The following is a 20,631-nucleotide window of genomic DNA, read 5'->3' as shown; positions in this document are numbered from 1 at the left end:
CTCGCTCGCCGGCTGCTTCGGCGTGCTGGAGACCGAGCCGGCGAGCCGCGAACCGCCGCTGCCGGCGGACCGACCGGACGAGGCGTACGTGCCTCGCACGTGGAGGGCATGGAGATGGTCGGCATGCAGACCAAGGGCCGGTACGCGTGCGCGCTCTCGTACACCTGGCCCCATCGCTTCTGGCTCGTTCGGGGGTCGGACACCGACCAGGTGGACGTCCGTGGCGCCGACGACGTGCACATGATGGCCGCCGTCTGGGACACAGAGACGGGCGTCGTCCTGCCGGACGCCAGTCCGTCCATCGAGTACACGGGACCGGAGGACGAGTCCGAGTCGTTCAGTCCGTGGCAGATGCTCTCCCAGCGGATGGGCGTCCACTTCGGCGACAACGTCACGCTCGGCCCCGAGGGCGTGTACTCCGTCTCCGTGCAGGTCGCGCCGCCGTCGACGCGCCGGACGGAGACGGAGTCCGTGCCGACGGACCCGCTGACGTTCGATTTCGAGCTGACCTTCGAGCGCGACGGGATGGAGTCGCTGTCCTACGAGGACATCCCCGCTGACCGCGAGGGCACTCCGGGCGCGGTCGACCCGATGGACATGCACGGCGTCACTCAGTCTCGAGCCCCGACCGCTGACGATTTACCGGGAACAGTCCGCGGCTCCGAGTCGACGGGCGGCGCGGAACTCGTGGTTTCGACGCACGACGAGCGCGGGCGGCTTGCAGCGGGCGACGACGAGCGCTACCTCGTGGCGTCGCTCCGAACGCCGCACAACCGCTACGTGCTCCCCGCGGCCTCCGTGTCGGCGACTGCGGAGTCTGGCGGCGAGTCCGTCTTCGACGACGACCTGCGCCCGACGCTCGACTCGGACCTCGGCTACCACTACGGCGCGGTCGTCCCGACCGGCGAGTCGCTGGACGACATCACGGTTCGCGTGGATACGCCACCCCAGGTCTCGCGCCACGAGGGCTACGAGACCGCGTTCTTCGACTTCGACGCGGTCACCCTCTGAGGGGCGAACGCAGCCAGGAATCCCCCAGGTTTTTGCCGCGCTCGCCGAAGGTGCGGTATGGAGCGGTTACGCGAGTCCTTCGCGGACGCACCCGTCATCGAGAAAGACGGCGGCTACGAGTACGTCGTCCTCCCCATCAGCAACGGCGTGCCGACGCTCGACCCGGCGCTGCTGCGGGAGGTCGTCGTCGGAATCACGCGCGTCGCCGACCTCGAGGCCGTGGACAAGATTGTGACGCCGGCGGCGATGGGCATCCACATCTCCACGGCGGTGAGCCTGCAGACCGACCTCCCCCTGACCGTGGTCCGGAAGCGCGAGTACGGCCTCCCGGGCGAGGTACAGCTCCACCAGGAGACCGGCTACTCCGAGAGCGAGATGTACGTCAACGACGTCTCCCCGGGCGACCGCGTGCTCGTGCTCGACGACCTGCTCTCGACCGGCGGGACGCTGCGCGCGCTCACGGACGCCCTCGACGACATCGGCGCCGAGGTCGCGGACGTGGTCGTCGTCATCAGGAAAGTCGGGGCCGAAAGCGAGATGGCTGACTCCCCCCACGACGTGACCTCGCTGGTCGACATCGAACTCGCTGACGGCGAGGTGACCGTCGTCGACGAGTACCGGTAGCTGACGTTCTGCTGTCCCGTTTGATGGCGTCGGAACGCTCGAACGCCCCGTTCGTCCCGTAGCATTACCTCCCTCGAAGCCGTCGGTTCACGTGTGCCGGCAACGGACTCGCCGCTCTCGGAGGGTGCGGGATGAGCGACGCCACGGACGCCGTCGTCCTCGAGGGGGTCAGCAAGACCTACCAGCTCGGCGACCAGCCGGTGGCGGCGCTCGGCGGCGTCTCGATGCGCCTGCCGCGCGGGTCGTACACGGCCGTGATGGGGCCGAGCGGCTCCGGGAAGAGCACGCTGATGAACCTCGTCGGGTGCCTCGACACGCCGACGTCGGGGCGCGTCGTCGTCGACGGGCAGGACGTCGCCGCGCTCTCGGATCGCGAACGGACGCGGCTGCGCGGCCGCGAGATCGGGTTCGTGTTCCAGACGTTCAACCTGATGCCGCGGCTCACCGCCGCGGAGAACGTCGCGCTCCCGATGGTCTTCCAGGGCGTGTCCGCGGCCGAGCGCGAACTCAGGGCGCGCCAGCTACTGGACAGAGTCGGGCTCGCTGAGCGCGCGAACCACCGGCCGCGAGAGCTCTCCGGGGGCCAGCGCCAGCGGGTGGCCATCGCACGAGCGCTCGCCAACGACCCGGCGCTGTTGCTCGCCGACGAGCCGACGGGGAACCTCGACTCCGCGACGGGCCGGGCCATCATGTCGCAGTTCGCCGACCTGCACCGGGCGGGGAACACGGTGCTGGTGGTGACCCACGAGCGCCCCATCGCGGAGCACGCCGACCGCATCGTCCACCTGCTCGACGGCGAACTCGAGCGCGTCGAGACGATCGACGAGCCGCGGCGACCGCACGCGGGTGACACGCAGTGAACTTCGAGGAGAGCCTCCGCATCAGCGTGCGCGCGATTCGCGGGCACCGCCTCCGGTCGTTTCTGACCGTGCTCGGCGTCGCGATCGGCGTCGCGGCCGTCATCACGTTTGTGACGCTGGGCGCGAGCCTCCAGGCGGACGTGCTCGGCGAAGTGGCCGGCGACCGGACGCCGTCGATGGCCGTCTCTGCCGGGCCGGCGGACGCCGCGCCCGGGCCGTCTGGCCCGAGACAGGCGGTGTTCACGGAACGCGACGTCGAAGAAATTCAGGCGCTGGACGGCGTGGCCGCCGTGGTTCCGTCGGGGGACGTGCCCGTCGCGGGCCTCGCCTTCGAGGGGCAGACGCTGGGGTACAACCAGCTCACGGCGAGCACGCCCGCGTTCTTCGACTACCGGACCGCGGCGGAGTTCAGTGCGGGCGGCCCGTACGCGCAGGGCGCCGCGGAACTCGTGTTGAACGAACCCGCGGCCGACCTCTTCGAGGTGAACGTCTCGGTCGGCGACCGGGTCGCGGTCGTGCGGCCAGACGGAACCCGCGTGAACGCGACGGTGGTCGGCCTGCTGGCTGCCAGCGACAGCCCCTTCGGCGGCTTCGCGATTCCGCGCGTCTACGTACCGACGGACCCCTTCTACGAGACGCGCCTCGAGAGCCCGAACTCGGGCACCCAACAGCGCGTCTACCCGACGCTGACCGTGGTCGCCGAGGACTTCCAGCGCGTCGGGGCGGTCCGCGAGGGGGTACTCGCGTACCTCGACGGCGAGTCGGACGCCCGACAGCTGAAGCCCGAGAGCTACGAATTCAGGGCCCAGACCGCCGAGGACGTGGTCGACCAGATTCGCAGCCTCCTGGATACGTTCACGGCGTTCGTCACTGGCATCGCGGTCATCTCCCTCGTCGTCGGCTCCATCGGCATCGCGAACGTCATGCTGGTGTCGGTCACCGAACGCACCCGGGAAATCGGCATCATGAAGGCCGTCGGCGCGCAGAACCGCGACGTCCTCCAGTTGTTCCTCGTGGAAGCCACCCTGCTGGGGGTCGTCGGCGCCCTCGCGGGAATTGTCCTGGGCATCCTGGGCGCCGTCGCGGCGACGCGGTACGCAGCGTTGCCGCTGACCTTCCCGTACGAGTGGGCGGGGATCGCCGTGCTCGTCGGGTTGCTGGTGGGCGTCGTCGCCGGGTTGTACCCGGCGTGGAACGCGGCGCGTACTGACCCAATCGACGCACTGCGGTACGAATAACGGCCCGTTAACCGGGCAAAGCGAGTCGTTAACCGACTCCCCCGCTCCTGTCAGGCGCGTGTGGTATTTAGTCGCAAGGGTTTTTGCCGCTGGGTGGCCAGTACCAGCCAATGGCAGGCGACGACGCCGGGGCGGACGACCAAACCGCCAGCGGCGACGGGGATGGGAAACCGGGGGACGGGACAGCGGACTCGCGGTCGGAGAGAGAGCCGACCGAGGACGCACCCGCCGGCGGGGAGTCCGGGTCCACTGGCGACGACATCACCATCCAGGACGCCGAGACGACGGCAGACCACGTCGAGCCCGACGAATCCACGGGCCGGCCGACCTTCGAGGATCTCACACCGGTAGTGGAACGCGTTCCGGGAACTGGCCGGGACACCGCGCTGAACACGGACCTCGACCAGGCGGTCGAGCGCGTCGTGGGCGAGGGCGGCGCGACTGTCGGCGAGTACTCCTGGGTGGACTACCTCCAGGAGTTCGGGCACTCCAAGGCCGCCCATCGAGTCCAGGAGCGCCGCGAACGCGTCAAGCACGAACTCGCGGTCGTCGAATCGGACGCCGAAGACCCCGAGAATCCCGAGGACCCCGAGGACGGTGTGGAACCGCCCTATCCGGACTTCGAGGCGTTCGGCGCGGACCCGCCGCGGCCGAACTGGGCACGGGTCGACCCGGACCCGACCGACGAACTCGGGTTCAAGCCCGAGGCCCGCGACACGGTCATCGCGACGGCAGCGCGGCGCGCGAGCAACTTCCACGAGTTCTTCGACGAATTCACCGACCCGGAGACGACGCCGGTCGTGAAAGACGAGTGGATGTGGGAGCACTACAAGCGCGAGTACTACTACGTCGGCGAGAACAACTGGACGCGCCCCCGCGACGACGACGGCGACATCGTGCGGTTCGACCCCGTCGAACACCTCGGGTTCGACCCCGAGAACGTCGAGCAGTGGCTGTCAGTCAAAGAGACCGCCGCCGACGAGATGCTCGACCTGGAGGACGAACGCACCGTGAACGTCCGGGAGGACGTCGACGAGGACGCCTTCTTCTCGACCGTCGAGGGCCGGACGACGATGGCGAACCGCTACGACCTCGAGAAGGCCGTGTCGATGGAGAAGAAACGCCACTTCCGTGAAGTGGAGCGCTACTGGGTGAACAAGCCGTACGCGTTCGTCGTCATCTTCCACTCGGACCGCGAGAACGAGAAGAAGTACTACCTCGTCGAACCATACCGCAATCCAATCGAGACGGACCTCCAGTCGTTTTTGACGGACAAACTCCGCACCGCCATCAAGTACGCCAGCGACGACGTCGTCGCGGCCGGCGACGAGGCGTCGCGGCGCGGCGTCATCGAGCGCGAGACCCGGAAACTGCTGGACCGCTACGACCTCTACGACGGTCCGGTCGCCGGCGAACAGTCACTCGTCGACCGACTGCTGGTCGCGCTCGACAGAAAGGACCCGCCCGCGGTGGAGGACGACGACCGCATCCACGGCATCCAGGCGCGACCCGAACCCGCCGTCCTCGCGGACGACCCGGAGACGCTCACGCAGTACCAGGTGGAGACGCTGCTGTACGTTCTCAAGCGGAACTTCATCGGGTACGAGCGCATCGACGGCGTGAAACACGACATCAACGTCGAGGACGTCTCCTGCGACGGCTACGACTCTCCCGTGTTCGTCTACCACACTGACTACGAGAACCTCATCACGAACGTCTATCACGGCCGCCAGAGCCTCGACGACTTCGTCGTGAAACTCGCCCAGCGCTCCGGGAAGGGCATCTCGAAGCGCCAGCCGCAGGTCGACGCCACGCTCCCGGACGGCTCGCGCGCCCAGCTCACGCTCGGCCGCGAGGTCAGCGACCACGGCACCAACTACACCATCCGGCAGTTCAAGGACGTGCCGTTCACGCCGATCGACCTCATCAACTGGCAGACGTTTTCCCTGGACGAGATGGCGTTCCTCTGGCTCTGCATCGAGTCCGAGAAGAGCCTGGTGTTCGCGGGCGGCACGGCGTCGGGGAAGACCACCAGCCTGAACGCCGTCTCGCTGTTCATCCCGAGCAACTCGAAGATCGTCTCCATCGAGGACACCCGCGAGGTCGAACTCCCGCAGCGCAACTGGATCGCCTCGGTGACGCGGCCGAGTTTCGGCGACGACGAGACCGGCGACATCGACGAGTTCGACCTGCTGGAGGCCGCGCTCCGTCAGCGCCCCGACTACATCGTCATGGGCGAGGTGCGCGGCGAGGAGGGGCGGACGCTCTTCCAGGTGATGTCCACGGGTCACACGACGTACACGACGTTCCACGCCGACAACGTCGGCGAGGTGCTCAAGCGCTTCACCACCGAGCCCATCAACGTCTCGAAGACGCTGTTCACGGCGCTGGACCTCGTGTCCGTGCAGTCGCAGACACGCGTCCGCGGGCAGAAGGTCCGCCGGAACCGCTCCATCACGGAGATCAACCGCTACGACCCCGAGAACGACGAGATCAACGTCAACGACGTGTTCCAGTGGGAGCCCGAGGACGACTCGTACCGCCAGACTGCGGACTCCTCGACGCTGCAGGACATCAAGTTCGACCGCGGGTGGACCCAGATGGAACTCGACCGCGAACTCCAGGAGCGCCGCGTCCTCCTGGCGTACCTCATCAAGGAAGGGCTCAACGAGTACGCGGAGGTGGCGGCGACCGCCCAGGCGTACATCAACGACCCGGAGACGATCCTGACGCTGGTCGCCAACAACCAACTGGAGGCCGCGCTCGCCGACCTCCGGGGGATGGAGAGCGTGCTCATCGACGTCGACCCGGAGAAAGAGGAGATGGTGCCGCGGCCCGACCCCTCCGAACCCGTGCTCGCGGAAGCCGAGTCCATCCTCGAGGATGCGCGCAGCGAGGACGGTGTGCTCGCCGACTACGAGGACCGCGAGCCGGAGTCGCTTGCGATGGCGCTGTCCCCGGACGCCGTCGAGCAGGACGTCGTCGCCGACCGCCGAGATCTGGACGCCGACGACCTGGAGGCCGCCATCGAGGAGGTCGCTGGCGCGGACCTGGACTCCGGCCCCGCGTCCTTCGACGACCTCGAACCCGCGGTCGAGCGAGTCGCCGACGGCGGCGGCGAAGACGACGACCAGGGGTTCGGGAGTTTCGAGCCGGCGGCGCCGACCGCAGAAGACGACGAAGGGGCCGCTGAAAACGCCGCCGACGCCGGAGACGCCGCGGTCACAGCAGAAGCGGACGACACGGAAGAACCCGAGAGGTCAGGTGGAGACGAAGGAGAGGGTTCTAAAGGCGACGAGGCAGAGGCTGCCGCGGACGCGCCGACCTCTCGTGAGAGTGCGTCCGACGGCGGGGTCGCCAGCGGTCGCGCGTCGGAGCCGGAGCCCGACGGTGAGGAATCCGGTGACGAGTCGGCGACGGTCGAGGACGCCGACGGCGAACGCGAGGGCGGTCAGGGATGAGCACGGGGTCGCGGTCGTTCGGCGAGGGTGCGGACGCGCTCGCCGACGCCTTCTACCCCGTCTACCAGTGGGTGTTCAGCGAGGGCAGCGACTTCGTCGCGGACGTCGAGGTGAAACTCGCGGAAGCCCGCATGGACGACCCCGTGGAGCTGTTCGTCTCGCGGGCCATCGGCGTGGGCGTCCTGGTCGGCGTCCTGCTGTGGGCGCTCGGCCTCGTGCTCGGATACGTGCTGTTCTACACCGGGCTGGTCGGGACGGAGACGCTCATCGGCGTGCCAGTCCCCAACGACACGCTGCTGGCCATCGTTCAAGCACTCAAGATTCCGGCGCTGGTCGTCGGCACGGGGCTCGTGTTCGGGTTCATGGGATTCACGGTCGGGTTCGGTACGATTCTGGCGGTTCCCTACATGCGTTCGAGCTCGCGGGAGCGCGAGATCAACATGCTGCTGCCCGACGCCGTCTCGTTCATGTACGCGCTGTCCATCGGCGGCCTCAATCAGCTCGAGATTCTGGAGGCGATGGCGAAAGCCGACGACACGTACGGCGAAGTCGCCATGGAGTTCCGCAGCATCGTCCAGGAGACGGAGTACTTCGACACGGACTACCGGACGGCGGTCCGTAACCGCGCGATGGAGACGCCGAGCGACGAACTCAGCCAGTTCCTCACGGACATGCTGTCGATCATCAACTCCGGCGGGGACATGACGGCGTTCCTCTCTGACAAGAAGGACAAACACATGCGGACCGCGAAACAGCAACAGGAACTCACGCTGGACACCCTGGAGCTGTTCGGCGAGATGTACATGACGCTGTCGCTGTTCCCGCTGTTGCTCATCATCATCCTCGTCATCATGAGCATGCTCGGGCAGGCGCAGATGTACCTGCTGTACGCCACCGTCTACGTGCTCACTCCCGCCGTCGGCATCGGCTTCCTGGTGCTCGTCTCGACGGTCAAGGAGGACGAACCCGGAGACGGGTATCTCGAGTTCGACGACGGCGAACCCGGCCACCGCGAACCTGGGCTGGTGGACCTCGGTCTCGTCGAGCGGTTCGTCGGCGACCACGCCGTCTTCGACCGCGTGAAGAGCCGCGAGGGCAACTACGAGACCAAACAACTGCTGCGCCACCCTGCGGGGTTCTTCCGGGACCGGCCGCTGTTCACGCTCGCGTTCTCGGTCCCCGTCACGGCCGTCATCGTCGGGAACGTCGTGCTCGCGGGCGTCGCCCCGACGACGGTCGACGGCATCGTCGACGCCCCGATCTGGGGGACGTTCCTCTACGTCTACCTCCCGCTGTACCTGGTCGGTGTTCCCCTCGCGGTGTTCCGGGAGTGGAACGTCCGCTCGCGGCGCCGCATCACGAACAAGCTCTCGGACAACCTCCGGAAGCTCTCGTCGGCCAACGACACCGGCATGACGATCCTGGAGTCCATCAAGGCCGTCTCCGACACGACCCGCGGGAAGCTCGGCGAGGAGTTCGAGGTGATGCACGAGAAAGTCAACTACGGCACCAGCCTCAAGCGCGCGCTCGTCGAGTTCAACAACAAGTACCACATCCCACGGCTGGCCCGCACGGTGAAACTCATCTCGAAAGCCCAGGAGGCCTCCAGCCAGATCACGGCGGTGCTGACGACGGCCGCCCAGGCCAGCGAGAACCAGGACGACATCGAGCGCGAGCGGCGGTCGCGGGCGCGCATGCAGGTGGTCATCATCGTGATGACGTACCTGACGCTGCTGGCGGTGATGATCATCCTGAAGGTGAAGTTCCTCGGGACGATGAGCGGGCTGTCGACGTCCAGCGCGGCGACGGCGGGCGCGGAGACGGCGTCGAACCAGATGAGCTTCGGCGGGGACATCGACACCCAGTTGCTGGGCGCGATGTTCTTCCACGCCGTCACCATGCAGGGCATCATCGCCGGCTTCATCGCGGGCTACATCCGGGACGCGAGTCTCCTCTCAGGGGTGAAGTTCGCCGTGGTGTTGCCCACGATCGCGTTGATCGCGTTCGCGTTCGCGTAACATGACTCGCGCACAGACGACGATGGACTTCGCGGCGGGCATCAGCGTCTTCCTGGTGACCGTCGCGTTCGCGTTCGCGTTCCTCCCCGGCATCATCACGCCGTTCACGGACGTCGGCGTCGGCGACCCGGTGTCCGCGAACCGCGCAGCGGACACCCTGGCAGCCGACCGCCTCGCCACCCCCGATACCCCGTACGTGCTCTCCACGGCACAGACGGCCGCGTTCTTCGACGACGGCGGGGACGTAACCGACCGTTTCACCATCCAGTCGTACAAGTCCGTGAACGTGACCATCGAGGACGCCACCGGTTCGCCGGTCGCGGTCAACGAGTCCGTCACCGCGACCGCTGGTCCGTCAGTGCCGGCGAGCGCTGACACCACTGTCGCGTGGCGCACCGTCACGCTCGACGGCGACCGGGTGGAACTCGTCGTCAGGGTGTGGTAGCATGCGGGCGCAAGCACACACGCTGGAAGGCGTCGCCGCTTCGCTCGTCGTCGTGGTAGCGGTGGCGTTCACGCTGCAAGCGACGGCCGTGACGCCGCTGACCGCGAGCACCGCCAGCCAGCACATCGAGACCCAGCACGAGCGCGCAGCCGCCGGGCTCCTGGACGTCGAACGCGCGAACGGGAACCTCTCGCGGACGCTGCGCTACTGGAACAGCTCCAGCGGGTCGTTCAAGAACGCAAGCAGGAAGGGGTACTACGTCGGCGAACCGCCGGACGCGTCGTTCCTGCAGGCGGTCGAGCGGACGTTCGGCGACCGGGCCGTCGCGTACAACGTCAACGTCCACTACCTCGACGCGTTCGGCGACCAGCGCATCCGCCGGGTGGTCTACCACGGCGAACCCAGCGCTGACGCCGTCGCCGCGACGCGGCTCGTGACGCTGTACGACGATCAGACCGTCACGGTCCGGGACGGCGACCAGTTCGTCGTCTCGGAGACCGGCCCCCCGTTGTCGAACGCGTCGTACTTCCCCGCGGACGTGTCCGGACACACGTACGCAGTCGTGGAAGTGGAGGTGATCGTATGGCGGATGTAGGGGGACGCCGGGGCGGCGGCGAACGACGCCTGCGCGAGGACGACCGCGGCGTTTCGACCACGCTCGGGTACGTCCTCAACCTCGGGGTCGCTGCGATTCTCGTGACCACGCTCCTGTTGGCGGCGGGCACGATGGTCGACGATCAGCGCGACCGCGCCGTCGACACGGAACTGCGCGTGGTGAGCGAGCGCGTCGCCGCGGACCTGGCGGCCGCGGACCGTCTCGCGCGCGCCAGCGACGGCGGCACCGTCCGCTATCAGATCCGGGCCCCGCGGACCGTCACCGGGACCACCTACGACGTTCGCGTCAACGAATCCGGCACCGACACCGTGGTGCTGGTCGGCGACCGGTCCGGGGTCTCCGTCTCGGTGGAGTTCCACGCGGACCTCCGGGTCAACGCGACCACCGAGGGGAGCGGCGACCTCGTCGTCGTCTACGACAGCGACACGGGGACGCTGGAGGTCGAGGATGCGTAGCGTGGAAACTGGGGCGCTGACCGACCGACGCGGCGTCAGCGAGACGATGGGTTTCGTGCTCGTGTTCGGCATCGTCGTCTCCACGGTCGCCGTCGTCTACGTCGGCGGGTTCGACGCGCTGACCGGCGCGCGGGACGCCCAGCAGTTCGCGAACACCGAGCGCGCGTTCGACGTGATGGATTCGAACGTCGAGGACCTCGCCGTCCGCGGTGCGCCGAGCCGAACGACCGAAATCCTGCTGTCCAACGGCGCGATTTACTTCGGGGAGTCGGTCACGTTCAACGTCTCAGCGGGCGGGAACGACTACTACGCGACGACGATCCGGCCGGTCGTCTACCGGAACGACGAGGGGGACGAACTCGTCTACGTCGACGGCGCCATCTTCCGGCAGTACGGCGACCGCGCCGTCATGTTCGACGAACCCAGGCTGGCGAGTGGGAACCGCACACTCGTTCCGTACGTCATCGCGCGCGCCGAGAGCACGAACGTGTCGACTGATAACACTCGACGCCTGCTGGTTCGTACCACGGTCGCGGAGCGGGACGTCCGGCGGTTCCCCGACACCGCGGCGAACTTGACGATCACGTCGCCGCGCGCGGCGGCCTGGGAGCGGTACCTCGAAGCGGAACTGGCGGTCGACTGCGACGGCCCGGCGGACGGCCGGACGGGCGAGGTCGAGTGTCCGCTCCCCGGTGACGACGTCTACGTTCAGGCCATCGTCGTGAACGTCGAACTCGACTGACGGTCGCAGCGGTCGAACCGACAGCGGTACTGCGTGCTCGGATCAGTCAGGAGGTCCGGGGGTCGTCGCACTCCGCGGTCAGGACAGCGTCACGTTCACGGTGTTCTTCGTGACGTGGAGGAACGTCACCACGCGACTGCTCGACGAGGAGTACTCGATGCTCCCGGAGGACGCCGCCAGGTCCGTACTCCCCGAGTTCCCCGGCGGGTCCTGTTTGCCCTTCGAGAGGACCTTGAGGTCGACGTTCGGCCCCATCTCGGCGAGGAAGTGGTCGACGAGGGCGCCCGTCGAGTTGTTCGACACGGGCGCGCTGCCGCCCTGGTAGGTCAGGTTCGTCGGTCCGGTGAGGTCCAGGTGGATGGTCGGGTCGTTGTCCGCGTCACAGCTATAGGAGTACGTCGACCCGTTCTCCGTGAACGCGCTATTGTTCTCCCACGCGTACGTCGACCCGCCGTCCGTGTACTCGAGGGTGACCTCGGGTTGCTTGTTGTTGCAGACGTTCGCGCCCTGGAGGTTCAGTTCGAAGCGCTCGGAGCCGCCGTTGTCCGCCACGAGCGACCAGTCGAGGTCGCTGAAGTCGGAGTTCTTGGCGGGCTCCAGGTCGAACGTGAGGTCCTCTATGGGGTCGTCGCTGGCGAGGCCGCGCAGTTCCAGCGGCGTCTCCTCCAGCGTGAACCCGCCGCCCGACCCGCGGGCAATCAGGTCCAGTTCCACGGTCTCGTTCGCGCTGTCGACGGTCACGTTGCCAGTCGTTCGCTGGCGGAAGAACGACGCCCACCCGCGGAAGTACTCGCTCTCCACCGTGACCGTGACGGTCCCGTTCTCGAGCGGGTTCGCTCGCGACGCGTCCGGGAAGATCTGGTCACCGATGCTCTCGGGCTGCACGCGGGCCGACGGCCCGCCGACGGCGCTGTCCGCACCGCCTGCCACGACGATCACGGGGAGCGTCAGCGTGGCGTCCTGGTAGTTGAACTCGGGCGGCGACACCATCTCGGCGCCGGCGCCAGTGGACCGCCAGACGCCGCCGCCCTGGTAGGCGACTTCGGTGTCACCGCGCTCGTACACGACGGAGCCCAGGGTCGTGTTCACGAACTCCGTCGTGGTGTTGTTCGTCTCCTTGGCGACGATCATCCGGCCGGTGTCAGGTCGCACCTCGTAGGAACCGCCCTCGGAGCGCGCCATCGACACCGACTGGCCGTCCGAGCGCCCGAGCGCGACGAGCGCCGAGCGCGCGTCGAAGAGGCTCATCGACTGCTCTGCGCGCTGGACGGCCGACTGCCCCTGTGCGGTTTCGAGCGCGCCGCCAGCCACGATGACGACGACAGCGACGCCGATGACGGTGATGCCGATCAACAGCACCACCCCGACGACTTCGCTCTGGCCACGCGCGTCCATGCACCGGACCTTCGACAGTAGACGGCATGAACCTGTCGGGGAAGTGTAAATAAAAAGTACAAACCTGCTAGCCACGTCGTCCACTCCGGAACACGACGTGCTCGTTCCTCGTGCTGCCGCTCCCGCGTGACGGGGCCGGAGCGAAGCCAGCGGGACGGCCGAGCACGAGACCGCGGTCGAGTGCGCAGGGCGGCGGCGGACTCCCCGATATCCCGGCGACTACAGTCACCTGGGGCCACGCGTTCAGCACGTGCTCGTCAGCCAGTAGCTGCAGAACCGCCAATCGCTGCTGGAACGGCAGCAGATAGCTATCTACCGCTCTCGCTCGTAACGGTTTGCTGCGAGGAGGTGAGAAACAATGACAACAGCACACAGACTCGACTGTGAGAACGAAGCCGCCGATTGTCGGTTCATCGTTCAATCGGAGCACGAGGACGAAGCGCTTGAACTGGCCAGAACGCACATGGAAGACGTCCACGGCCAGGAGTACACGGACGACGAACTCCGACACGAACACCTGGAAACAGTGTAGCGACCGAATCCGACGCAGCTCGCGTCTCGACTTTTTCGACAGCCGTCCTTCCGCTCAGTGTCAGTCTGGGTGACGATTCACTAGATTGGCTGGAGAGAGTGCGAGCAAAACGGATTCCGGTGGGGTTGTCGCGTTGGAGAGTGCCGGTCCATCCACGTTCACGCACGTAATATACTGAGTCGGCTGCTTCGGGCGCAGGCCGAATGATTATCCTATTTGACCATGTACGGTAGCATGTGAAATGCTACCATGCCACCACAGGCCAAGGGAGCGCCTATCGACGACATCTCCTATCTCGCGCGGTCGGAACACCGCGTCCCGACGCTCGTCGCGTTGACGGCCCGCCCCCGGAGTCGGTCTGAGCTCTGGGAGATGGCCGGCGTTTCGAAATCCACGATCCGACGGACGCTGACGGAATTCGAGGAGCGCGGCTGGATTCGCAAGGAGGGCTACAAGTACGAGGCGACCCAGCTGGGCTCGTACGTCGCCTCAGCGATGCTCGACGTGGTCGAACGGGTCGAAACCGAGCAGGAACTCCGGAACGTCTGGGACTGGCTCCCCGGCGAGGACAACGACTTCACGATCGAGATGTGCTCGGAGGCGGTTGTGACAGTCGCCGACGCCGACGACCCCTACCGTCCGGTCAATCGATTCGTCTCGCTCGTCGAGCAGACGGACCGATTCCGGTTCGTCGGACTCGACGTGGCAATGCTGGAACCATGCAAGGAGGAACTCTGTCAGCAGATTATCGACGGCATGCACGCCGAATGCATCAATCCCCCTCGAGTCGCTGAATACATCCGCTCGACCTGCCCGGAACTGTTCAGCGAGGCACTGGCGAGCGGGAATCTCACGATCCACCTCCACGACGACCTGCCGTCCTACGGCGTCAGTATACTCGATCAGCGCGTCGCTATCAGCGGCTACGACCCCGACAGCGTGACGGTGCGCGTGTTGGTCGATACTGATTCTCCGGACGCACGCGAGTGGGCGGAATCGACCTACGACACCTATCGACGCGAGACGCCGACGGTCCCGGTCGAAACGGACGAGGAGTGAATCGTTCAATCGGTGACCGCGGTCTGACCGAGCTATCGGCGTTCCCGCGTCGGCTCCCGGTAACGCAGCCGATTCGCTGGCGACCACGCAACGACCGAGTAGCCGGTGTCCCGGGTGCAACTGCTGAACACTCCGTCACCGGCTGCACGGACGGTACTGGCTGCCTGAATATCACTAGATAGCTACCTACCTCTCGCGTCCGTATCCCCGCTCGCTGGGAGGCGACACAGATGACCGACGACCAGCAAACCACACACGGAGTCGACCACGAAACGCTCGACGCGTTCACCGAGCACGCATCCGAAACGCCAGAAGACGTACAGCTCGGACTTGCTGCGTCTGCGACCTACGAGGGGACCTGCGCCCACAGCCTCGCGAAGATAGACAGCTTCGAACTCGGCGGCGAGACGATCGCTCGGGACACCCGACAGTACACCCTCTCCTACGGCGGCTGGAAGGAGGTTCTGGACGCAGGTGGCTGGGTCGGCGCGACCGACCGATTGGAGCCGATCGAAGTCGCGCTGTCGGCGCTGGCGGCCTGCATCAACGTCGGAATCACTGTCAACGCCGTCGCGAACGGCGTCGACGTCGACGCACTCCAGACCCGCGTGCGGACCGACTTCGATCCGGCCGTGCTCTTCAGTCTCGCGGACCTCGGGGACGCCGATACCGTCTTCGAGAACCTGACCGCCGAAATCTCGGTCGAGGGAACGGACGTCGAGAAGGACCAGATCGACGAGTGGGCGCGCCGCGCGCCGGTCCTGACGCTCATCTCCCTGTCCCAGGACGTCGAGATGACCGTCAGTACGCCCCCCGAGGTCACGGGCGACGATTGACGAGGCACCCACAAATGACGAACTCACTCGACGTCGAGAAACTTGAGCGAGAAGTAAAGAACGTCTACCAAACCGTCGCGAAGACGCCGGACGAGGAGTTCCACTTCGAGATGGGGCGCGACCTCGCGGAACGACTCGGCTATGCGTCGAAGGACCTCGACCGAATCCCGCAGGCGGCTATCGAATCCTTCGCCGGTGTCGGCTACCACTTCGACCTCGCCGCCCTGGACGATGGCGCTGCGGTACTCGACCTGGGTAGCGGAACCGGCACGGACGTGTTCATCGCCGCGCTCCACGTCGGCGAAACCGGAAGCGTGACCGGCGTGGATATGACCGAATCGCAACTCGAGCGGGCCCGCCAGTTGCGAGACGGGGCGGGAATCGGCGGCGTGTCGTTCGAACACGGACACATCGAGGACCTCCCGTTCGCGGACGAGACGTTCGACGCCGTGGTCTCCAATGGCGTCATCAATCTCTCCGCGGAGAAAGACCGCGTGTTCGAGGAGGCGCATCGGGTCCTGCGGTCGGGCGGACGCCTCGCAATCTCGGACATCATCAGCGAGAAAGAGATGCCGGGCAGCATCAAGACCGACGCGGATCTCTGGGCCGCATGCATCGGCGGCGCCATGCAGTTCGACCAGTACACGGACCTGATCGAAGCAGCCGGCTTCGACGTGATCGAGGTCCGGGAGAACGGGGAATACGAGTTCATCTCGGACCGCGCGGCGAACGCGTGCCAGAAGTACGGCGTGAAGAGTATCTCGCTGGCCGCTCGGAAAACCGAACGAACTGCGTGACCTCGATAGACCGACCCGAATCGATTGTCGATGCACGCCCGACGGAGCAGCCCCGGAGCGAACCGGGGGAAGACTGATGCGCTCGCTCTCCGCGTTCGCGAACGTCGTCACGCCCGCGACTGAGCGAAGCGAAGAAGCGGGCGTGACGGGACTCGAACCCGCGATCTAGAGGTTAGGAACCTCTCGCCGTGTCCGCTTGGCCACACGCCCTCGTTTCCAGTGAGGACGCGGCAGAGAAAAACCGTTGCGTTAGCTGCCGGACGCCGACTCGGTGTCCGTGCTCGTGTCCTCGGTGGTGTCCGCGCTGGCTGTCTCGGTGGTGTCCGCGCTGGACTCCAGCGTGGTGTCCTCGTCGGCATCCACCGTCGGGTCCGCGCCGTCGCGCATCTCCTCGAGTTCGGATTCGACTTCTTCGCGGCCTTTCTGGAATTCGCCGATCGCCTGTCCGCTGGACCGTGCGAGCTTCGGTATCTTGTTCGCGCCGAACAGCAGGACGGCGATGAGCAGGATGACCGCCCACTCCATGCCACCCGGGAGTCCGCCGACGAACAGTGGGGTACTGGTGAACATCGCTATCCGATGATAGCCCTGTCTCGATTATAGGCTTTATGCTCCCTCCGGGTCCGTGGTAACCACGTTTCGACGGGTTGAGACGCCGCTATTCGCGTTTTCCGGGCCGCTCGATGCTTCGGACAGACTGGTGGCCGAAAGTCGGGGTTCGCATCCGTGGGGACTCGTCGGAGCGCCGAATCGGCCTGACACACGGCTTTTCACGTCGGCGCGCGAACGCCAGCCCATGAGCGACGCCACACGGTCGGACTCCAGTTTCGAATACGACCCGACGGAGGACCACTCGTTCCCGGACCAGCGACTGAACCAGGTGTTGGAGTTCGTCGACGACGACCCCGAAATCGCCGCGTACCTCGACGCGCAGAACGTCAACCCCGTCAAGCGAAAGGGATACAACGACCACGGCGCGAAACACATCGAAATCGTCCGGAACCGCGCGCTCAGCCTCTACGAGCTCCTCAAACGCGGCGGCGTCGAATTCAACGGCGCAACCGACCAGGGCCTCGACGAAGCCGACGAAGCCGTCATCATCGCGCTCGCCGCGACCATCCACGACATCGGGCACGTCGTCCACCGGGACAGCCACGCCTACTACTCGATTCCGCTCGCCGCCGACGTCCTCGACCGCATCCTCCCCGAGTTCTACGACATCCCAAACGCGGTGCGCGTGAAAGCCGAAGTCCTGCACGCGATTCTGTGCCACCACACCGAGGAGGACCCCCTCACCATGGAAGCCGGCGTCATCCGCGTCGCCGACGGCCTCGACATGGAACGCGGCCGCTCCCGACTCCCCTACGAACGCGGCGGCCGCGGCATCAACACCATCTCCAGCCAGGCCATCGACACCGTCACCCTCCAGGAAGGCGACGACCGCCCCGTCCTCGTCGAAATCCAGATGCGCAACGCCGCCGGCGTCTACCAGGTCGACAACCTCCTCAAGCAGAAACTCCACAAATCCGGCCTCGAAGACGACGTCCGCATCGTCGCCATCAACACCGCCGGCGACAGCGAACAACTCGTCGAACGGATCGAGCTCTGAGCACCCACTTTTTGGGCTGCGGGGGTGCGCGATGTGCGCGCGCCCCATTGGGCAAATAATTGGGGAAAAGCGCCGTCGGACCCCACTACGGGGGTCCTCGGCGCCCGCGCCTCTGGCGCGGTGAACCGCGGGCCTCGGGTCCTTCGGACTGCTCGGCCCGCGGATGCTCGCTGTCGGCTGTCTGGGCTGTTACGATTCTGCCTCGAACCCGTCTTCGAATGTGAAGGTGCCGTTGCGCTGGACGACTTCGCCGTCGACTTCGATGAACGAGTCCTCGCTCATGTCCGTGATGAGGTCGACGTGGATGGCGGAGTCGTTGGGCTCGCGGTCCTCTGGGACGTTCTCGTCGTAGGCGCGGCCGAGCGCGAGGTGGATGCTGTCGCCCATCTTCTCGTCGAAGAGCATGTTGTACGTGAACTGGTCGATGCCGCGGTTCATGCCGATGCCGAGTTCGCCGATGCGGCGCGCGCCGTCGTCCGTCTCCAGAATCTCCTCGAGTGCGTCCTCGTTCTGGCTGGCGCTGTACTCCACGACGTCGCCGTCCTCGAAGGTGAGGCGGGCGTCCAGGATCTCCTCGCCGCGCCACATCCGCGGCTGGTCGAAGTGAATCGTGCCCTCGACGCTATCAGGTACCGGCGCCGTGAACGCTTCGCCGCCGGGCATGTTGTTGTCGTCGGCGTCGTTCTCGGCGATCATGCCCTCGACGGACATCGTGAGGTCCGTGTCGTCGCCGGAGACGATGCGGACCTCGCTGGCGTCGTCCAGAATCTCGACCATCTGGGACTGGAACGCGCGCTGCTCGTCCCAGTCGCGGTCGACCGCGCGGTAGACGAAGTCCTCGTAGGCCTCCGTGCTCATTCCCGCCTTCTGGGCGTTGCCGGGCGCGGGGTACTGGGTTCCGACCCACCGCGTCTCGCGGAACTCGTCCTGGAGTTCCTTGTTCGCGCGGCGGAGCGCCGTCATCACGTCGGCCGACACGTCGCTGGACTCCGCGACGTTCCGCGCTCCGTTGATGCCGATGTAGGCGTCGGTCTCCTTGATTGCCGCAAGGGTGTGTTCGGCGGTCGACGCGTCCTCGGGATCGAGCGCGAGCTTGTACGCACGCTGGGCTCGGGAGCCACGCCACGAGAGCGTGGGACGTGCGCCGATTTCGCCGAGTCGCTCGTAGACTGCGACGACGAGGTCCTCGGCGACGGGCGGCGCGACAACCCGCACCATGTCTCCCGGCTGGACTTCGGCGCACTGGTCGACGAGCACTTCGGCGTGACGCCGAATTCGGTCGTCCATACGTGGCAACCCCTGTCGCCGAACTAAAGCCTACGGGAACCGGGTATCCCGTCGCTGTTCCGTGGTATCACTCCGCGGACGGGGCGCGGGCTTGCGGCAAGCCCGTTGTGAGACGGGTTTTTCAAGACCCACCCGGCAGTATTTCGGTTCGTAACAGTGTCCGACGACGGCAGTCCACTGTCCCTGTTCCGGAACGCGGAGTTCGTCGCACTGTCCGGGACTGCGTTCGCCCGCTCGCAGGCGTACTCGACGATTCTCATCGCGCTCGCGCTGTACGCCGACGTCTTCGGCACCACCGGCGTCGTCGAAGGCCTCTGGGGCACGTCGTTCGCCGTCATCCAGTTTCTCATCGTGTTGCCGCTCGGGCGCGCCGTCGACACGGGGAACGCGAAACGCTGGCTGCTCGCTGGCTTCCTCGTGAACGTCGCGGTCTTCGTCGGGTTCATCTTCGTCTCGAACCCCATCGAGGTCATCCTCGTGCGCGTCGTGCAGGGCGTCGGCGCGAGCATCCTCTGGATCACCGGCGCGACGGTCGTCGGCGAGATCGCGACCAGCGGCGCCCGCGGTCGCTGGCTCGGCGTGTACAACCAGGTCGCGGCGCTGTCCTCCGTGTTCGGCGACCTGGTCGGCGGCTACCTCCTGCACACGTACGACTTCACGCTCACGTACGTCTTCCTCTCGGCAATCACCCTCGGCGCGACACTCCTCGTCTGGGTGGCGCTCCGCGACAATCCAGGGGGGCAGGCCGACCCCGAGGAGCGCACGGGCCTGGAAACGCTCCGGGGGTTGCTGGACCGTCCGATGGTGCAGTCGCTGGTGGCGTTCCGCGTCGCGTTCAGCATCGGGAAGATGTCCATCATCATCTTCCTCCCCATCTACGCGCGGACGACCTTCGGCGTCGACCCGCTGGCAATCGGCGGCATCCTCGCCGGCGGCAAACTCGCGAAGGCCGGCCTCCAGGGCTACATGGGCGACCTCACGGACCGCTTCGGCGGCGAGCACCGGTTTGTGCTCGCCGGTGCGCTCCTCTACGCCGTCGGCGTCGGCATCGTCCCGCTCGCGGCGTTCGCCCAGGAGGCACTTGCGCCAGTCACGCTCGCCGCGCTCGGCTGGTCGTACACGCTCACCGGGCCAGTGGCGACGCTGTTCGTCGCGTACCTCGTGCTCGGGGTTGCCGACTCCATTCGCCTGCCGGCGAGCATGTCGCTGTTCGTGCAGGAGGGCGAACACCTCGACTCCGTGGCGTCCAGCATGAGCCTGCGCTCCATCTCGTGGAAGGTCGGCCAGATCGCCGGCCCCGTCGTCGTCGGCGCGATCAAGGACCTCGCCGGGCCCGAGGTCGCATTCGCGACCGCGGGCGCGTTCATCGTCGGCGCTGCGGGCGTGTTCGTCCTGGTGCGCAGCCGGTCGCTGCCCGCCGAACCAGAGCCGATGCCGAACGACTGAGTGCGCGGAGACATCGCAGTTTCACGACCGCTCGCCGTGGTTTGGCCGTGGTCCGTTTTTGACTCAGTCCGCGTTCGGCCACTCGAAGCCGTCCGCGCGCGTCGGCCGCTGGCTCGCCTGTTCGTCGGCGTCCGGCGCGTCTGCGTCCAGCGCGTCGCCGTCGGCGTCCACTTCGAACGCGGCCACCTCCTCGCGGAGTG

Annotated in this window: 19 protein-coding genes and 1 tRNA gene; 16 read left to right on the top strand and 4 right to left on the bottom strand. The window is 66.8% G+C overall.

Annotated features, from left to right (window positions below; genetic code table 11):
- The 10 genes from GRX66_RS07170 to GRX66_RS07125 form a co-directional block, all read left to right on the top strand.
- A partial coding sequence (locus tag GRX66_RS07170; RefSeq protein WP_233745356.1) for a DUF7350 domain-containing protein occupies positions 1 to 1,011 on the top strand: 1,011 nt, incomplete at its 5' end.
- 57 nt (positions 1,012 to 1,068) lie between these two features.
- Positions 1,069 to 1,635: a hypoxanthine/guanine phosphoribosyltransferase gene (hpt, locus tag GRX66_RS07165; RefSeq protein WP_159525943.1), complete on the top strand. Its 567-nt coding sequence runs from the start codon at positions 1,069 to 1,071 to the stop codon at positions 1,633 to 1,635.
- Between the two features lie 131 nt (positions 1,636 to 1,766).
- Complete coding sequence (locus GRX66_RS07160; protein WP_159525942.1) at positions 1,767 to 2,495, top strand: ABC transporter ATP-binding protein; 729 nt, start codon at positions 1,767 to 1,769, stop codon at positions 2,493 to 2,495.
- Positions 2,492 to 3,733, top strand: coding sequence for an ABC transporter permease (locus tag GRX66_RS07155; RefSeq protein ID WP_325063993.1), 1,242 nt, complete (start codon positions 2,492 to 2,494; stop codon positions 3,731 to 3,733). The genes GRX66_RS07160 and GRX66_RS07155 overlap by 4 nt, the downstream gene beginning before the upstream one ends.
- Positions 3,734 to 3,843: 110 nt before the next feature.
- A complete protein-coding gene (locus GRX66_RS20745) occupies positions 3,844 to 7,194 on the top strand; it encodes an ATPase, T2SS/T4P/T4SS family (RefSeq protein WP_394351514.1) in 3,351 nt (1,116 codons plus the stop codon).
- The gene (locus GRX66_RS07145) at positions 7,191 to 9,212 is read left to right on the top strand and encodes a type II secretion system F family protein (RefSeq protein WP_159525941.1); all 2,022 of its coding nucleotides are present in this window, start codon (positions 7,191 to 7,193) and stop codon (positions 9,210 to 9,212) included. Before GRX66_RS20745 ends, GRX66_RS07145 begins: the two co-directional genes overlap by 4 nt.
- A 1-nt stretch (position 9,213) precedes the next feature.
- Entirely contained in the window at positions 9,214 to 9,657 is a 444-nt protein-coding gene (locus GRX66_RS07140) for a DUF7287 family protein (RefSeq protein ID WP_159525940.1), read from the top strand.
- A 1-nt stretch (position 9,658) separates the two neighbouring features.
- Complete coding sequence (locus GRX66_RS07135) at positions 9,659 to 10,252, top strand: DUF7288 family protein (RefSeq protein WP_159525939.1); 594 nt, start codon at positions 9,659 to 9,661, stop codon at positions 10,250 to 10,252.
- Entirely contained in the window at positions 10,240 to 10,728 is a 489-nt protein-coding gene (locus GRX66_RS07130; protein ID WP_159525938.1) for a DUF7266 family protein, read from the top strand. The genes GRX66_RS07135 and GRX66_RS07130 overlap by 13 nt, the downstream gene beginning before the upstream one ends.
- Positions 10,721 to 11,470, top strand: a complete 750-nt coding sequence (locus GRX66_RS07125) for a DUF7289 family protein (protein WP_159525937.1) — start codon at positions 10,721 to 10,723, stop codon at positions 11,468 to 11,470. Before GRX66_RS07130 ends, GRX66_RS07125 begins: the two co-directional genes overlap by 8 nt.
- Before the next feature lie 78 nt (positions 11,471 to 11,548).
- On the opposite strand, the gene GRX66_RS07120 is transcribed toward GRX66_RS07125, so the two are convergent.
- The gene (locus GRX66_RS07120) at positions 11,549 to 12,865 is read right to left on the bottom strand and encodes a DUF7289 family protein (RefSeq protein ID WP_159525936.1); all 1,317 of its coding nucleotides are present in this window, start codon (positions 12,863 to 12,865) and stop codon (positions 11,549 to 11,551) included.
- Between the two features lie 358 nt (positions 12,866 to 13,223).
- Here GRX66_RS07120 and GRX66_RS07115 point away from each other — a divergent pair, with 358 nt between their 5' ends.
- From GRX66_RS07115 to GRX66_RS07100, 4 genes are all read left to right on the top strand, one after another.
- The gene (locus tag GRX66_RS07115; RefSeq protein ID WP_159525935.1) at positions 13,224 to 13,397 is read left to right on the top strand and encodes a DUF1059 domain-containing protein; all 174 of its coding nucleotides are present in this window, start codon (positions 13,224 to 13,226) and stop codon (positions 13,395 to 13,397) included.
- A 249-nt stretch (positions 13,398 to 13,646) separates the two neighbouring features.
- Positions 13,647 to 14,456 carry a helix-turn-helix transcriptional regulator gene (locus GRX66_RS07110; protein ID WP_159525934.1) on the top strand — a complete coding sequence of 270 codons (810 nt, stop codon included), beginning with the start codon at positions 13,647 to 13,649 and terminating at the stop codon, positions 14,454 to 14,456.
- 230 nt (positions 14,457 to 14,686) lie between these two features.
- On the top strand, positions 14,687 to 15,292 hold the full coding sequence (locus tag GRX66_RS07105) for an OsmC family protein (protein ID WP_159525933.1): 606 nt from the start codon (positions 14,687 to 14,689) through the stop codon (positions 15,290 to 15,292).
- A 14-nt stretch (positions 15,293 to 15,306) separates the two neighbouring features.
- Entirely contained in the window at positions 15,307 to 16,089 is a 783-nt protein-coding gene (locus tag GRX66_RS07100; RefSeq protein WP_159525932.1) for a methyltransferase domain-containing protein, read from the top strand.
- 137 nt (positions 16,090 to 16,226) lie between these two features.
- Here GRX66_RS07100 and GRX66_RS07095 read toward each other — a convergent pair.
- Both GRX66_RS07095 and GRX66_RS07090 read right to left on the bottom strand, forming a co-directional pair.
- Positions 16,227 to 16,299, bottom strand: a tRNA-Arg gene (locus tag GRX66_RS07095).
- Positions 16,300 to 16,338: 39 nt separating this feature from the next.
- The gene (locus GRX66_RS07090; RefSeq protein WP_159525931.1) at positions 16,339 to 16,659 is read right to left on the bottom strand and encodes a Sec-independent protein translocase subunit TatA/TatB; all 321 of its coding nucleotides are present in this window, start codon (positions 16,657 to 16,659) and stop codon (positions 16,339 to 16,341) included.
- Positions 16,660 to 16,885: 226 nt separating this feature from the next.
- Between GRX66_RS07090 and GRX66_RS07085 the strand changes: the two genes are divergently transcribed.
- The gene (locus GRX66_RS07085) at positions 16,886 to 17,698 is read left to right on the top strand and encodes an HD domain-containing protein (protein ID WP_159525930.1); all 813 of its coding nucleotides are present in this window, start codon (positions 16,886 to 16,888) and stop codon (positions 17,696 to 17,698) included.
- A gap of 189 nt (positions 17,699 to 17,887) precedes the next feature.
- Here the strand turns inward: GRX66_RS07085 and GRX66_RS07080 are convergent, their stop codons facing one another.
- The gene (locus GRX66_RS07080) at positions 17,888 to 18,985 is read right to left on the bottom strand and encodes an aminopeptidase (RefSeq protein ID WP_159525929.1); all 1,098 of its coding nucleotides are present in this window, start codon (positions 18,983 to 18,985) and stop codon (positions 17,888 to 17,890) included.
- A 156-nt stretch (positions 18,986 to 19,141) separates the two neighbouring features.
- On the opposite strand from GRX66_RS07080, the gene GRX66_RS07075 reads away from it, so the two are divergent.
- Positions 19,142 to 20,431, top strand: a complete 1,290-nt coding sequence (locus GRX66_RS07075; protein ID WP_325063992.1) for an MFS transporter — start codon at positions 19,142 to 19,144, stop codon at positions 20,429 to 20,431.
- The last annotated feature ends 200 nt before the right edge of the window (positions 20,432 to 20,631 follow it).

This window comes from Halobacterium bonnevillei (assembly GCF_009831555.1).
Taxonomy (GTDB): domain Archaea; phylum Halobacteriota; class Halobacteria; order Halobacteriales; family Halobacteriaceae; genus Halobacterium; species Halobacterium bonnevillei.
This window is presented reverse-complemented; position numbering and strand designations above follow the sequence as displayed.

Bases quoted from the DNA above. Each gene is read 5' to 3' on its own strand.
- GRX66_RS07160 (WP_159525942.1), top strand. From the start codon at position 1,767: ATGAGCGACGCCACGGACGCCGTCGTCCTCGAGGGGGTCAGCAAGACC.
- GRX66_RS07120 (WP_159525936.1), bottom strand. From the start codon at position 12,865: ATGGACGCGCGTGGCCAGAGCGAAGTCGTCGGGGTGGTGCTGTTGATC.
- GRX66_RS07125 (WP_159525937.1), top strand. From the start codon at position 10,721: ATGCGTAGCGTGGAAACTGGGGCGCTGACCGACCGACGCGGCGTCAGC.
- GRX66_RS07105 (WP_159525933.1), top strand. From the start codon at position 14,687: ATGACCGACGACCAGCAAACCACACACGGAGTCGACCACGAAACGCTC.
- GRX66_RS07115 (WP_159525935.1), top strand. From the start codon at position 13,224: ATGACAACAGCACACAGACTCGACTGTGAGAACGAAGCCGCCGATTGT.
- GRX66_RS07140 (WP_159525940.1), top strand. From the start codon at position 9,214: ATGACTCGCGCACAGACGACGATGGACTTCGCGGCGGGCATCAGCGTC.
- GRX66_RS07130 (WP_159525938.1), top strand. From the start codon at position 10,240: ATGGCGGATGTAGGGGGACGCCGGGGCGGCGGCGAACGACGCCTGCGC.
- GRX66_RS07085 (WP_159525930.1), top strand. From the start codon at position 16,886: ATGAGCGACGCCACACGGTCGGACTCCAGTTTCGAATACGACCCGACG.
- GRX66_RS07080 (WP_159525929.1), bottom strand. From the start codon at position 18,985: ATGGACGACCGAATTCGGCGTCACGCCGAAGTGCTCGTCGACCAGTGC.
- GRX66_RS07100 (WP_159525932.1), top strand. From the start codon at position 15,307: ATGACGAACTCACTCGACGTCGAGAAACTTGAGCGAGAAGTAAAGAAC.
- GRX66_RS07135 (WP_159525939.1), top strand. From the start codon at position 9,659: ATGCGGGCGCAAGCACACACGCTGGAAGGCGTCGCCGCTTCGCTCGTC.
- GRX66_RS07145 (WP_159525941.1), top strand. From the start codon at position 7,191: ATGAGCACGGGGTCGCGGTCGTTCGGCGAGGGTGCGGACGCGCTCGCC.
- GRX66_RS20745 (WP_394351514.1), top strand. From the start codon at position 3,844: ATGGCAGGCGACGACGCCGGGGCGGACGACCAAACCGCCAGCGGCGAC.
- GRX66_RS07110 (WP_159525934.1), top strand. From the start codon at position 13,647: ATGCCACCACAGGCCAAGGGAGCGCCTATCGACGACATCTCCTATCTC.
- hpt (WP_159525943.1), top strand. From the start codon at position 1,069: ATGGAGCGGTTACGCGAGTCCTTCGCGGACGCACCCGTCATCGAGAAA.
- GRX66_RS07090 (WP_159525931.1), bottom strand. From the start codon at position 16,659: ATGTTCACCAGTACCCCACTGTTCGTCGGCGGACTCCCGGGTGGCATG.